This is a genomic window from Paraburkholderia phytofirmans, assembly GCF_046028095.1.
GTDB classification, from domain to species: Bacteria; Pseudomonadota; Gammaproteobacteria; order Burkholderiales; family Burkholderiaceae; genus Paraburkholderia; species Paraburkholderia phytofirmans_A.
The window spans coordinates 120,060-133,645 of record NZ_JAQQDJ010000006.1; the positions used below are offsets into that span (position 1 = coordinate 120,060).

Genomic DNA, 13,586 nt, shown 5'->3' on the forward strand with positions numbered 1-13,586 from the left:
GCTCAATCTTTGATTACCGCCGCGTGAGGCGCCAACCGTAGACTCCTGCCAATACTTCAATCGAGCAGGAGACGTTGTGACCTTCACCCCGGCCGCCGCGCAGCGCGCTCAACCGTTACTTCGCCATTACGTCGACGGCGAATTCATCGCGACCGCGACCACGTTCCCTAATCTCAGCCCGGTCGACGGCAGCGTGCTTGCACAAGTTTGCGAGGCCGACGCCGCCACGGTCGACGCCGCCGTGCGCGCCGCGGCCGCCGCGCAGCGCGCCGGCTGGCGCAATACCACGCCGGCGCAACGCGCCGACTGGCTGCACAAGATCGCCGACGGTATTCAGGCGCGCTTCGACGAGTTCGTCGCCGCCGAAGTTGCCGACACCGGCCGTCCCGTCGAGCAGGCCCGCAAGCTCGATATCGCGCGCGGCATCGCCAACTTCCGCATGTTTGGCGATCTGATCCGCACCGCGAATAGCGAGTTCTTCGAAACGCACGCGGCCGACGGCAGCGAGCTGATCAACTATGTGACGCGCAAGCCGCTCGGCGTGATCGGCATCATCTCGCCGTGGAATCTGCCCTTGCTGCTGTTCACGTGGAAGGTCGCGCCGGCGCTCGCCATGGGCAATTGCGTCGTCGCCAAGCCTTCGGAAGAGACGCCCAGTTCGGCCACGCTGCTGGCTGAAGTCATGCACGACATCGGCTTGCCGCCCGGTGTGTTCAATCTTGTTCACGGTCACGGTCCGAATGCGGCCGGCGAGTTTCTCACGCGTCATCCGGACATCAGCGCGATTACCTTTACCGGCGAATCTCGCACCGGCAGCACGATCATGAAGACCGTCGCCGATGGCGTGAAGGAAATCTCGTTCGAACTCGGCGGCAAGAATGCGGCGGTCGTTTTCGCCGATGCGGACTTCGACGCGGCGGTGGCGGGCGTGCTGAAGTCGAGCTTCACGAATGCGGGGCAAGTGTGTCTGTGCAGTGAACGTGTGTACGTGGAGCGGCCGATCTTCGAGCGCTTCGTCGCCGCATTGAAAGAGAAGACCGAAGCATTACGCGTAGGCGCGCCGCACGATCCCGAGACGACGATGGGGCCGCTGATTTCGCGCGGCCATCGCGAGAAGGTGCTGTCGTATTTCCGCCTCGCGGTCGAAGAGGGCGCCACCGTCGTAACGGGCGGCCGCGTGCCGCAATTCGGCGACGCGCGTGATCAGGGCGCATTCGTGATGCCGACCATCTGGACCGGTCTCGCCGACGACGCCCGCTGCGTCAAGGAAGAAATCTTCGGACCTGTGTGCCACATTGCGCCGTTCGACACGGAAGACGAAGTGATCGGCCGCGTGAACGACAGCGCTTACGGTCTCGCCGCGAGCATCTGGACCACGCAGCTCGCACGCGGACACCGCGTGGCGCGGCAGATCGAAACCGGCATCGTATGGGTCAATGCGTGGTTCGTGCGCGATCTGCGTACGCCGTTCGGCGGCGCGAAGCTGTCGGGCATCGGCCGCGAAGGTGGACGTCACTCGCTCGACTTCTATTCGGAACTGACCAACATTTGCGTGAGGATCGCATGAGCGGATTCGACTCGAACGCCGTGCAACAAATCGCCGACGCACTGTGGCAGGCGCAACGGAACGGCGTGCCTGTCGCGCCGGTTCGCGCCGCGATCGCGGACCTCGGCGGCGATGCGCTCGACGCGGCCTACGCGGTGCAGCGCGTGAATACCGAGCGCCAGTTGGCTGCCGGCCGCCGGCTGGTGGGCCGCAAGATCGGCCTCACGTCGAAGGCCGTGCAGACGCAACTCTGCGTCGATCAACCGGACTTCGGCATGCTGTTCGACGACATGTCGATTGCCGACGGCGAGGAGATCGCGCTGTCGCGCACGCAACAGCCCAAGGTGGAGGCGGAGATCGCGCTGGTGCTCGCGCGCGATTTGCCGCACGAACGCCACACGATCGCCGACCTGATCGGCGCGACGGCTTACGCGTTGCCCGCGATCGAAATTGTCGGCAGCCGCATCGCCAACTGGGATATCCGCCTGACCGACACGGTGGCCGATAACGCATCCAGTGGCCTCTTCGTGCTCGGCAACCGGCCCGTCAAGCTCGACGCGTTCGACGTCGTTAACTGCGGCATGGCAATGGAGCGCCGCGGCGATCAGGTGAGTGTGGGCGTGGGTGCGGCATGCCTCGGCAATCCGCTTTACGCGGCAGTGTGGCTTGCCAACACGATGACGCGTGTCGGTGCCCCGCTCAAGGCCGGCGACATCGTGCTGACGGGCGCGCTCGGACCGATGGCGGCCGTGCAGGCCGGCGACGTCTTTACCGCCCACATCGAAGGACTCGGCTCCGTGAGCGCGAGCTTCGCTCATCACTCTGAATCCACGTCGTGACCGGGAGCGCCATGTACGACAAACAGGACAAGCAGGCTGTAGCCATCATCGGCTCCGGCAACATCGGCACCGATCTGATGATTAAGGTGTTGCGCCACGCAAAGCACCTCGAAATGGGCGCGATGGTGGGCATCGACCCGGCTTCGGACGGTCTCGCGCGCGCCGAACGGCTCGGTGTGGCGACCACTGCGAACGGCATCGAAGGCCTCGTCGCGATGCCGAATTTCGGCGCGATCCGCATCGCGTTCGATGCAACCTCGGCGGGCGCGCATCACCGGCATGCGGCCGTGCTGCGCGAACACGGCGTGACCGTGATCGATCTGACGCCTGCCGCGATCGGGCCGTTCGTCGTGCCGGTCGTGAATCTGTTCGCGCATCTCGACGCGCCGAACCTGAACATGGTGACATGCGGCGGCCAGGCGACGATCCCGATCGTGCACGCGGTCTCACGCGTTGCGCCGGTGCGGTACGCGGAAATCGTCGCCTCGATCGCCAGCCGTTCGGCGGGGCCGGGCACGCGCGCCAATATCGACGAGTTCACCGAAACGACCTCGAAGGCGATTGAAACCGTTGGCGGCGCCACGCGCGGCAAGGCGATCATCGTGTTGAACCCGGCCGAGCCGCCGTTGATGATGCGCGACACCGTCTACTGTCTGACCGAAGAAGACGCCGATACCGATGAAATCGAAAGCTCCATTCACGCGATGGTCGCGGCAGTTGCTAGTTATGTGCCGGGCTATCGGTTGAAGCAAGCCGTGCAGTTCGACCGCTACACGGCCGCGGATCCGCTCGCCTTGCATGCAAACGAGCGCCGCGCGGGTTTGAAAGTGAGCGTGTTCCTCGAAGTGGAGGGCGCCGCGCACTATCTGCCTTCGTATGCGGGAAATCTGGACATCATGACATCGGCCGCGCTGGCCGCCGCCGAGCAGATCGCGGCGAGCCGCGTGGCAGCGTGAGAGGAACGACGCAATGACCGGTATCACCAAAAAAATCTACGTGTCCGACGTGACGTTGCGCGACGGCATGCACGCGATCCGCCATCAGTACTCTTTGCAAAGCGCGGTTGCGATAGCGCAAGCGCTCGATGAAGCGGGCGTCGACAGTATCGAAGTCGCGCACGGTGATGGACTCGCGGGCTCCAGCTTCAATTACGGATTCGGCGCGCATACCGACCTCGAATGGATCGAAGCCGTAGCGGCGACGGTGAAGCGTGCGCAAGTGGCGACGCTGTTGCTGCCGGGCATCGGCACCGTCCACGATCTGCGCGCGGCCTACGACGCCGGTGCGCGCGTCGTGCGGATCGCCACGCACTGCACGGAAGCGGACATCTCGAAGCAGCACATCGAGTACGCGCGCTCGCTCGGCATGGACACGGTCGGCTTTCTGATGATGTCGCATATGACATCGCCCGACGCATTGGCGAAGCAGGCCAAGCTGATGGAAAGCTACGGCGCGCAATGCGTGTATGTGGTCGATTCGGGCGGCGCGCTGAACATGCGCGACGTCGCCGAGCGGTTCGACGCGTTCAAAGCCGTACTCGATCCGGCAACGCAAACCGGCATGCACGCGCATCACAATCTCTCGCTGGGCGTGGCAAATTCCATCGTCGCGCTCCAGCACGGCTGCGATCGTATCGATGCGTCGCTCACCGGCATGGGCGCGGGCGCAGGCAATGCGCCGCTTGAAGTGTTTATTGCCGCGGTGGATCGCATGAAGCTGAAGCACGGTTGCGATGTGAAGCAACTGATCGATGCCGCGGAAGATATCGTGCGCCCGTTGCAGGAACGGCCGGTGCGCGTGGATCGCGAAACGCTCGCGCTCGGTTACGCCGGCGTGTATTCGAGCTTCTTGCGCCACACTGAAGCGGCCGCGGCGAAATACGGTCTGTCCGCGTTCGACATCATGGTCGAGCTGGGCAAGCGCCGCATGGTGGGCGGGCAGGAAGACATGATCGTCGACGTCGCGCTGGACATGCTCAAGGCACGCGAGCTGGCGAATAAGGAGGCCGCATGATCGACCTCGACGGTATCGCCGCACGTCTCGATGACGCGGCCCGCCACGCCGAGCCGATTGCGCAGATCACCGCGGCCGCGCCTTTTTCGCTCGACGACGCCTACGTGATCCAGCGCGCGTCGATCGAGCGGCGCATTCATCGCGGCGAGAGCATGGTCGGCGTGAAGCTCGGTTTTACGAGCCGCGCGAAGATGATACAGATGGGTGTCGATAGCCTGATCTGGGGCTGGCTCACCGACGCGATGCTTGACGAAGACGGCGGGCGCGTCGCGCTCGATCGTTTCATTCATCCGCGCGTGGAACCTGAAGTCTGCTTTCTGACGAGCCGCGAGATCGATCGTCCGTTGACGCTGCTCGAAGCCTCGCGTTATCTGGAAGCAGTGGCCCCGGCAATGGAGATCATCGATTCGCGCTACCGCGATTTCAGGTTCACGCTCGAGGACGTGGTTGCCGATAACTGCTCGTCGGCGGGCCTCGTGATCGGACCGTGGACGCGGAAGTTCGACGGCCTGCGCAATGCGGGCGTGACGATGCGCATCGACGGCCGGCTGGTTCAGGCCGGTTCGACCGCGGCGATTCTCGGCGACCCGCTGCGTTCGATCGTGCAGGCTTCGCGCCTGCTTACCCAAAGCGGCCTGGCGTTGCCGGCCGGTTCGCTGATCATGGCGGGCGCCGCGACCGCCGCTCATCCGTTGCCCACGAATGCGCACGTGCATTGCGCCGTCAATGGGCTCGGCAGCACTGAATTCACCACCTATCGACTGTCATGACCAACGACTCGACCATTCAAGGGCGCATCGTGCCCGGCAAAGCCAAACCGCGCGGCCGTTTTCCTCATGTGACGCGAGCGGGCGACTTCCTGTTCGTCTCCGGCACGAGTTCGCGCCGTCCCGACAATTCGATTGCGGGCGCGTCCGCTGACGAACTCGGCACCGTGCAACTCGACATTCGCGAGCAAACGCGCGTGGTGATCGAGAACATTCGCGATATTCTGCAGAGTGAAGGCGCGGACCTGTCCAACCTCGTCGAAATCTCGTCGTTCCTCGTCAACATGAACGACTTCGGCGGCTACAACACCGTGTACGGCGAGTACTTCGACGAAACCGGTCCGACGCGCACCACGGTCGCCGTGCATCAGTTGCCTCATCCGCATCTATTGATCGAGATGAAGGCGATTGCGTACGCGCCGCAAAAATAGACACGCGCAAACACGATAAAGAGACAGCCATGCTCACATACGGCAAACCGTTCAATTTCCAGCGCTGGATCGACGATCACGCACACTTGCTGAAGCCGCCGGTCGGCAATCAACAGGTGTGGCGGGACAGCGATTTCATCGTCACGGTGGTGGGTGGCCCGAATCATCGCACCGACTATCACGACGATCCGCTCGAGGAATTCTTCTATCAGTTGCGCGGCAATGCGTATCTGCATCTGTGGATAGACGGCAAGCGTGAACGCGTCGATCTGAAAGAAGGCGACGTGTTTCTGCTGCCGCCGCATGTGCGCCATTCGCCGCAGCGGCCCGAGGCCGGCAGCGTTTGCCTCGTGATCGAACGGCAACGGCCGGCGGGCCTCGTGGATGGCTTCGAGTGGTACTGCGACGCTTGCGGGCATCTCGTGTATCGCGTCGAAGTGCAATTGAAGAGCATCGTCAGCGATCTGCCGCCGCTCTTCAACGCGTTCTATGCGTCGGAGGAAAAACGACGTTGCGGGCATTGCGGTCATGTCCACCCCGGCAAGGCCGTCTAAACCAACAGAATCACAATGACACTTCGAATCGACATGCATTCCCACTTCTTTCCGCCGATCGCGCGGGAAGAGGCCGCACGTCTCGACGCGCAACACGCGCCGTGGCTGCGGATCGACGCGGACGGCGAACGCGGCATGATCATGACCGGCGAGAAGGGCTTTCGCCCGGTGTATCGCGCGCTGTGGGATCCGGCGGCGCGGATTGCCGAAATGGACGCACTCGGCGTCGACATTCAATTGATGTGCGCGACGCCCGTGATGTTCGGCTATGGCTATGAAGCGGTCGCCGCGCACGATTGGGCCGCGCGCATGAACGACCACGCGCTCGAACTCTGCGCACACGCGCCGCAGCGCCTGATGGCGCTCGCTCAGGTGCCGCTGCAGGACGTCGAACTGGCTTGCCGTGAAGCGACGCGCGCGCATCGCGCCGGCCATCGCGGCGTGCAGATCGGCAATCACCTCGGCCCGCGCGATCTCGACGATGAACATCTCGTGACCTTCCTCACGCACTGCGCGAACGAAGGCATTCCGGTGCTCGTGCATCCGTGGGACATGATGACCGACGGCCGCATGAAGAAATGGATGCTGCCGTGGCTCGTCGCGATGCCGGCGGAAACGCAACTGAGCATGGTGTCGCTGATTCTGTCGGGCGCGTTCGAGCGGATTCCGAAGTCGCTCAAGTTGTGCTTTGCGCATGGTGGCGGCAGCTTCGCGTTTCTGCTTGGCCGTGTGCAGAACGCGTGGGAGCAGCGCGACATCGTGCGTGAAGATTGTCCCAATCCACCGGTGTCGTACCTCGAGCGCTTTCACGTGGATAGCGCCGTGTTCGACGAAGGCGCGTTGCGCCTGCTCGTCGAAACGATGGGCGAGGACCATGTGCTGCTCGGTTCCGACTATCCGTTCCCGCTCGGCGAACAGAAGATCGGCGACCTCGTCGCACATCATCCTCAACTGAGCGAGACGGCCAAGGCCAGGATCCTCGGCACTAACGCGCAGCGATTCTTCGGCCTGCCGGTGAACGTCGCGCACACGGTTTAAAAACAGGACTCCGGCAACGCGTCACGGCGTTTGTCATTGCAATAAGAAATAACAGGAAAATAGCCAGATGATTACCCGGGAACACTGCGCCGCGCTCGACGCTGCCGACACCTTGGCCCATTGCCGCGCGCGCTTCGATCTGCCCGCCGACACGATTTACCTCGACGGCAACTCGCTGGGCGCGATGCCCGCCAATGTGCCCGCGCGCATCGAACAGGCATTGAAGCAGGAATGGGCGCACGGTCTGATCCGTTCATGGAACGACGCCGACTGGTATCCGGCGCCGCAGCGCACCGGCAACAAGATCGCCACGCTGATCGGCGCGGGTCGGGACGAAGTGATCGTCGCCGATTCGACCTCGGTGAATCTGTTCAAGGTGCTGGTGGCGGCTACGCGCATGCGTCCCGGCCGCAATGTGATTCTGGCCGAACGCACCAACTTTCCAACTGACGTGTATATCGCATCGAGCGTCGCGGAGATGACCGGTTGCGAACTGCGCTGCGTCGATCCCGATGAGATCGTTGCGGCTATCGACCACAACGTGGCAATCGTGTCGCTCACGCACGTCAATTACAAAACCGGCAAACGCTACGACATGGAAGCGGTCACGCGTCAGGCGCATGAGGCCGGTGCGTTGATCGTGTGGGACCTGTGTCATTCGGCGGGCGCCATGCCGGTGAATCTGAATCGTTGCGAGGCCGACTTTGCGGTCGGATGTGGCTATAAGTATCTGAACGGCGGTCCTGGCGCGCCGGCTTTCGTGTTCGTTGCGTCGCGCCATATCGAGGCTGTTCGCCAACCGTTGACTGGCTGGCATGGGCATTCCAAACCGTTCGAATTCACGCATGACTATGCGCCGCACCCTGGCATCGAACGGATGTTGACGGGCACCGCGCCGCAACTCGGCGTGGTCGCACTGGAGAGCGCGCTGGAGGCTTTCGACGGTGTCGATCTCGACGTGCTGCGCGACAAGAGCGTGGCGCTTGGCAACCTGTTTATCGAATTGACCGATCAGGAACTGACGGGCCTGGGTTGCACGCTGGCTTCGCCGCGCGACGCCGAAAAGCGGGGCAGTCAGGTTTCCCTCGCTCACGCGCAAGGCTACGCGATCATGCAGGCGCTGATCGCACGCAATGTGATCGGCGACTTTCGCGCTCCGGACATTTTGCGCTTCGGTTTCGCGCCGCTCTATGTGCGCTACGTGGATGTCTGGGACACGATCGCGCAACTTCAGGACATCATCGCGACCGATGCATGGAATACCGATGAGTTCAAGGCGCGCAAGTCGGTCACGTGAAGCGTTTGCAGAATTGATGGTGAAGCATACGCCGCGCTTCGAATAGCGAAGGCGCACGACAGCGCGGCACCGGCGCTTGTGTCCACACGCAAGCGCATCCAGGAGGAGACAAAAGATGACGCAAGAGCAGCGAGGCTTCGACACGATTGTCGAACGTGAGAAGGGGTTGCAGCGCGGATTGTCGACCGGGCAGTTGTCGATGATCGCGATTGGCGGCGCGATCGGCACCGGGCTTTTTCTCGGCAGTGGATTTGCGATCGGGTTTGCCGGGCCGAGCGTGCTGGTCAGTTATGCAATCGGCGCGCTGATCGCATTGCTGCTGATGGGATGTCTCGCGGAGATGACCGTCGCGCATCCTACTTCGGGTTCGTTCGGCGCGTATGCCGAGCACTATATCGCGCCGTGGGCGGGCTTTCTGGTGCGCTACGCGTATTGGTCGTCGATCGTATTCGCGGTCGGCACCGAGGTGACGGCAATTGCGGTTTATATGAAGTACTGGTTTCCCGCCGTGCCTGGCTGGTATTGGATCGTCGGATTTTCAGCGGCGCTGATCGGCATCAATTCGGTCGGCGTGAAAGTGTTCGGCGCGGTGGAGTATGTATTTTCGATGCTGAAGATCGTCGCGATCGTCGGCTTCATTCTGCTCGGCGCGTATGTGGTGTTCGGCGCACCAGCGGATTCGACGATCGGCTTTGCCAACTACACGTCGCACGGCGGCTTCTTTCCGAAGGGCGTATGGGGTATGTGGGTGGCAGTGATCGTGTCGATTTTCAGTTATCTGAGCATCGAGATGATCGCGGTCGCGGCGGGTGAGGCGCGCGATCCACAGAAGGCGATCACGCGGGCTTTTCGCGCGACGATGTTCCGCCTGGTGTTCTTCTATCTGCTGACCTTGGCGCTCATGCTGGCGATCGTGCCGTGGAATGCGGCCGGTACGGACGAGAGTCCGTTCGTGCGGGTGATGGCCGCTACTCACGTGCCGGGTGCGGCTGGCGTCATCAACTTCGTGATTCTGGTCGCGGCGTTGTCGGCGATGAACAGCCAGCTCTATATCACGACGCGGATGATGTTCAGCTTGTCGCGGGCCGGGTATGCGCCGCGAAAGTTGGGCGCATTGAACGGTAAAGGTGTACCTGTGGCCGCGCTGTGGTTATCGACGATCGGGATCGCGCTGGCTACCGTGTTGAACGTGGTTTATCCGGACGCTTCGTTTGTGTTGATGATGTCGGTTTCCATGTTCGGTGCGATGTTTACCTGGCTGATGATCTTTGTGACGCACTTCTTCTTTCGTCATCGGCATCAGGGCACGCCGTTGGCGTTCAGGATGTGGGGCTATCCGGGGACTTCCGCGCTCGGAGCCGGGTTGATGGTGAGCGCACTGGTTACCACCTGGTTCACCAGGGAGTTCCGAATGACGCTCGTGATTGGCGTACCGTTTATTGTTTGCTTGCTGGTCGTTTATTTCGTCTGGTATCGCAAGCGAGCAGTTGAGAGTGCGGCGGCCGAGCTTGTATGAACGCTTGAATCCTGCGACGTGAGTCCGTCCGGCTGCAAAGACGGTCTTTCCGTAAACGCGCGGCCGAGTGCTTGTCATGCAGATCAAAATATTCCCGCATCTAACGCAGATCATGTGTCTTTTGCGCGCTCCCCGCGCGCATTTTTCCGCTTGAGCATTGTTGCCGCGCAATCAGACAAGACTGATTTTGGGTCAAGCGTCGTGCCGGCGCGAACCTTGACGATATTTGACGCATCCGGAGCGTGTCCTTCGGTAGAACTGTTGCTACTGACAATGGCTGGACCAAGGACTCGCAGCTCAGTCGCATAAATGGCCGGGATGTGTATCGGGCAGAGGATGGAACCTTATATGCTGTTGATTCGCAGCATGGGCGCCTCGAGCAAGTCAACGGAAAAACCGGCGCACATATGGGAGAAGTGAGTATGCTTGATTTGCAACCCACCAAACCCGCGGATACGTCGGGACGACACGACCTTAAATTGAAATGATGACCTGGAAAAAGCTGATTGAGAGCGCCGACCCGGAAATGAAGCGAGGCACATTGCTTCGTTTCGCTGCGGGGCAGCCATTCGAAAGTCACGTAGTAATGATGGTCTGCGAGGCCCCTGATAAGTCAGATCGACTCGGCCTAATAACGATCAGTGGTTATAAGGCTGGGATCAACTGCTATGTTGTGTTTCCAAAGGAAACCTCACCCTATCATGTGTCGACTCGATGGCTAATCGACAACTGGCAGCTTTGGGTTTGGCCAGATGGTGATGTCCACGAAGTTGAAGTTCACGAGCCACTAAATGCGTTAGAGATCGAATAACAACAGACCCGGCCGCGGCTCGCGCGCCGTTACGGCGTAACGAAACGGGACATGCTGGAGCGCCTGGTGAAGACGGAAGATGATCGTGTGCTCGCGGGTATGGAACTCGACACGCCGGAGTGGGACGCGTACTTCGGCGCGCAGACCGGCATGTGCGTGACGGGCGGATAACGGCTCGTGTGCAGATGATTTAGCGTTACGCGGTAGCGCCCATCGACGCCGTTGCGTTCGGTTGTGGGCAGTATCAGCAAGTGCGGGCCTGTGGCCGATGGTAAAGATAATCCAGCGGCCTGCGGCCTGCGGCCGGAGGCGTACGGAGGTCGGAGAAAATTGGCATTCGGCCATTTAAACATACTAACAAAGCCATGATTCGTCAGAGATTTGCGGTGCTTGAACAACTGCTGGGTTGTTATTTCCATGCTCGAAAGGGATCAGCTATTCAGAATAGCTGAAACAAGTGCATCACACGTTTGAGCAACCTTAAATAGTAGTCTTCTGCTGTGGGATGAGGGCGGAGCAAACCGAATTGCGTTGCACGGGCTTGGGCTCGTCGCGAGTCAGGATGGCGGCAGCATCGGAACGGCTGCACAGGCTGCGGCGGGTGCGAGGGCTGGGCGCAATGCCACGGCCCAGTTCCGCCGGGTTTGCCGTCTTCCTTCGGGAGCCCGTCAAACCCTGGCGGGAGGATGATGCCTGCAACCGTGACAGTCTTTTACAAAGACCGAATGCGTTACTGGCAGACTCGCGTATTAGGCTAAAACCCACGTCGGGCAAACAATCGCAGGCTTAGATCGTCAGGCGAAACCCTTTTGCAAGTGGTCGTTGGGTAGGAAAAATCCGCTTGGTCAATGCGGATTGATTGCCGGCTTGCGCGGCGGGAATGCCCTGGATTGTGCGGCACGTGCAGGCATTGCGGCAATCATGGCGGGCTATTTTGGGTGCCGTTCGGCAACAAATCCGCCACCGCACGGCATATAAATCGAAATCAAAAATTATTCACGATGAAACTCAGCAAGAGGCTGGCGGCTCTGCCGCTCACAGCCCTGGTCTCCCTCGCATCGAACGCGCAGCACGCACCAACGCCGGCCGACGAAGCCGCCGCCGCACGCGCCAACGCCGAACAGAGCCAGCAGATCCAGCAACAACGCGCAGCACAACAACGTGACGCAACCGTGCAGGCGCCCACAGTGCGCTCGGAAGTGCCGAGCATGAAAGGCCAACCCGACCTGCCGGCAGAAAAACCATGCTTCCGCATCGACTCGTTTACGCTCGAAGTGCCATCCAACCTTCCTGACGCAGTACGCAGTCAGGGCGCATCAGAACGACCGCTCGACCGCTTCGCATTTGCGCGCGAATGGCTCGACTACTACCGCGGGCAATGCGTCGGCAAGACCGGACTCGACATGCTCACGAAAGGCTTGCAGCAGGCGATCTTGAGTGACGGCTATATCACCACGCGCGTGCTATTACCCGAACAGAATCTGTCAACGGGCGCGCTTAAATTCGCGCTCGTGCCAGGCGTCATTCGCAACCTGCGCTACGCCGACCCATCCACACGCGGCACATGGAAATCCGCGTTCCCATCGCGCGACGGCGACATGCTGAACCTTCGCGCGCTCGAGCAGGGTCTGGAACAGATGAAACGCGTCAGCAGTCAGGATGTGGACATGAAAATCGAGCCCACCGACACGCCCGGCGAAAGCGATGTCGTGCTAACCGTGAAGCGTTCGAAGCCCTGGCGTTTCGTCGCATCGGTCGATAACTCGGGCGCGGACGCGACGGGCAAATGGCAAGGCAATGTGAGCATCGGCGTCGACAACCCGCTCGGCCTAAACGACGTATTCACTGTGGGCGCGAATCAGGATCTGTCGTTCGGCAACAAGTCGCTTGGTTCGCACGGCTTCAACGGCTCGTATTCAATCCCCTGGGGCTACTGGACGGCGACACTGTCGGGTAGCACGAATACGTACTACCAGAACCTCGCGGGCGTGAACCAGACGTTTGTCTCGAGTGGCAACTCGCAGACAGCGGCGCTGCGTCTCGCGCGAGTCATCACGCGCAGTCAGCGTGACGTGCTCGGCGGCTACGTGCAGCTATCGAAGCGCTTCGGTGCCAGTTTCATCGACGACACCGACATACCGCAGCAACATCGCAACAACACGTTCCTGGAATTGGGTGTGACCGACCGGCATTACTTTGGCGCCGCACAGTTCGACGGCACACTCGCGTACCGTCAAGGTATCGGTGGCATGGGTGCAACGGCAGACCCTTACGCGAACGGCCCGACGTACCGCTTCCACATGGGCGTACTCGATGCGAACCTCTCGGTTCCGTTCGCCGTCGCGACACAAAACTTCCGGTATGTGGCAACGGTTCACGGGCAGTTCACCAGCAACACACTGTTCTATCTGGACGACATGACGATCGGCAGCCGCTATACGGTTCGCGGCTTCGACGGCGAGACAATGCTTGCGGCGGAACGCGGATTCTACTGGCGCAATGAACTACAGGTGCCGCTCGGGCAGACCGGACAGGCCCTGTATGCAGGAGCGGATTACGGACGCGTTTTCGGGCCGAATACGGCGTTTCTGGCGGGCACTCAACTGGCGGGTGCGGTGATCGGCATACGCGGTGGTGTTCCGTCGCGGTTTGTCGGCGTTTCGTATGACCTGTTTGCCGGGACGCCAATCTATAAACCGGCGGGATTCCCAACCGCTCGCGTGACGGTCGGGTTTCAGATGACCGCACAGTTCTAGGCGAAAGCATTGGACACG

At 61.3% G+C, this 13,586-nt stretch carries 13 protein-coding genes; all 13 read left to right on the forward strand.

Features of this window, described 5'->3' with window-relative positions; translation table 11 throughout:
• The first annotated feature begins 76 nt into the window (after nt 1–76).
• A complete protein-coding gene (locus PQR54_RS18845) occupies nt 77–1,567 on the forward strand; it encodes a 2-hydroxymuconic semialdehyde dehydrogenase (protein ID WP_408248267.1) in 1,491 nt (496 codons plus the stop codon).
• The gene (locus PQR54_RS18850) at nt 1,564–2,385 is read left to right on the forward strand and encodes a 2-keto-4-pentenoate hydratase (RefSeq protein ID WP_408248269.1); all 822 of its coding nucleotides are present in this window, start codon (nt 1,564–1,566) and stop codon (nt 2,383–2,385) included. Before PQR54_RS18845 ends, PQR54_RS18850 begins: the two co-directional genes overlap by 4 nt.
• An 11-nt stretch (nt 2,386–2,396) precedes the next feature.
• Nucleotides 2,397–3,341: an acetaldehyde dehydrogenase (acetylating) gene (locus tag PQR54_RS18855; RefSeq protein ID WP_408248270.1), complete on the forward strand. Its 945-nt coding sequence runs from the start codon at nt 2,397–2,399 to the stop codon at nt 3,339–3,341.
• Nucleotides 3,342–3,354: 13 nt separating this feature from the next.
• Nucleotides 3,355–4,398 carry a 4-hydroxy-2-oxovalerate aldolase gene (gene dmpG, locus PQR54_RS18860; protein ID WP_408248272.1) on the forward strand — a complete coding sequence of 348 codons (1,044 nt, stop codon included), beginning with the start codon at nt 3,355–3,357 and terminating at the stop codon, nt 4,396–4,398.
• A complete protein-coding gene (locus PQR54_RS18865) occupies nt 4,395–5,168 on the forward strand; it encodes a 2-keto-4-pentenoate hydratase (RefSeq protein WP_408248274.1) in 774 nt (257 codons plus the stop codon). The genes dmpG and PQR54_RS18865 overlap by 4 nt, the downstream gene beginning before the upstream one ends.
• Nucleotides 5,165–5,596: a RidA family protein gene (locus tag PQR54_RS18870; RefSeq protein WP_408248276.1), complete on the forward strand. Its 432-nt coding sequence runs from the start codon at nt 5,165–5,167 to the stop codon at nt 5,594–5,596. Before PQR54_RS18865 ends, PQR54_RS18870 begins: the two co-directional genes overlap by 4 nt.
• 29 nt (nt 5,597–5,625) lie before the next feature.
• On the forward strand, nt 5,626–6,150 hold the full coding sequence (locus tag PQR54_RS18875; RefSeq protein WP_408248278.1) for a 3-hydroxyanthranilate 3,4-dioxygenase: 525 nt from the start codon (nt 5,626–5,628) through the stop codon (nt 6,148–6,150).
• A 15-nt stretch (nt 6,151–6,165) separates the two neighbouring features.
• Nucleotides 6,166–7,188: an amidohydrolase family protein gene (locus PQR54_RS18880; RefSeq protein ID WP_408248280.1), complete on the forward strand. Its 1,023-nt coding sequence runs from the start codon at nt 6,166–6,168 to the stop codon at nt 7,186–7,188.
• Between the two features lie 67 nt (nt 7,189–7,255).
• On the forward strand, nt 7,256–8,485 hold the full coding sequence (gene kynU, locus PQR54_RS18885) for a kynureninase (protein ID WP_408248282.1): 1,230 nt from the start codon (nt 7,256–7,258) through the stop codon (nt 8,483–8,485).
• Between the two features lie 115 nt (nt 8,486–8,600).
• On the forward strand, nt 8,601–10,001 hold the full coding sequence (locus tag PQR54_RS18890) for an amino acid permease (protein WP_408248284.1): 1,401 nt from the start codon (nt 8,601–8,603) through the stop codon (nt 9,999–10,001).
• Between the two features lie 320 nt (nt 10,002–10,321).
• Nucleotides 10,322–10,489: a colicin E3/pyocin S6 family cytotoxin gene (locus PQR54_RS18895; protein WP_408248681.1), complete on the forward strand. Its 168-nt coding sequence runs from the start codon at nt 10,322–10,324 to the stop codon at nt 10,487–10,489.
• Nucleotides 10,486–10,812, forward strand: a complete 327-nt coding sequence (imm45, locus tag PQR54_RS18900; protein WP_408248286.1) for an Imm45 family immunity protein — start codon at nt 10,486–10,488, stop codon at nt 10,810–10,812. The genes PQR54_RS18895 and imm45 overlap by 4 nt, the downstream gene beginning before the upstream one ends.
• A 1,001-nt stretch (nt 10,813–11,813) precedes the next feature.
• Nucleotides 11,814–13,568, forward strand: coding sequence for a ShlB/FhaC/HecB family hemolysin secretion/activation protein (locus tag PQR54_RS18905; protein ID WP_408248288.1), 1,755 nt, complete (start codon nt 11,814–11,816; stop codon nt 13,566–13,568).
• Nucleotides 13,569–13,586 lie beyond the last annotated feature (18 nt).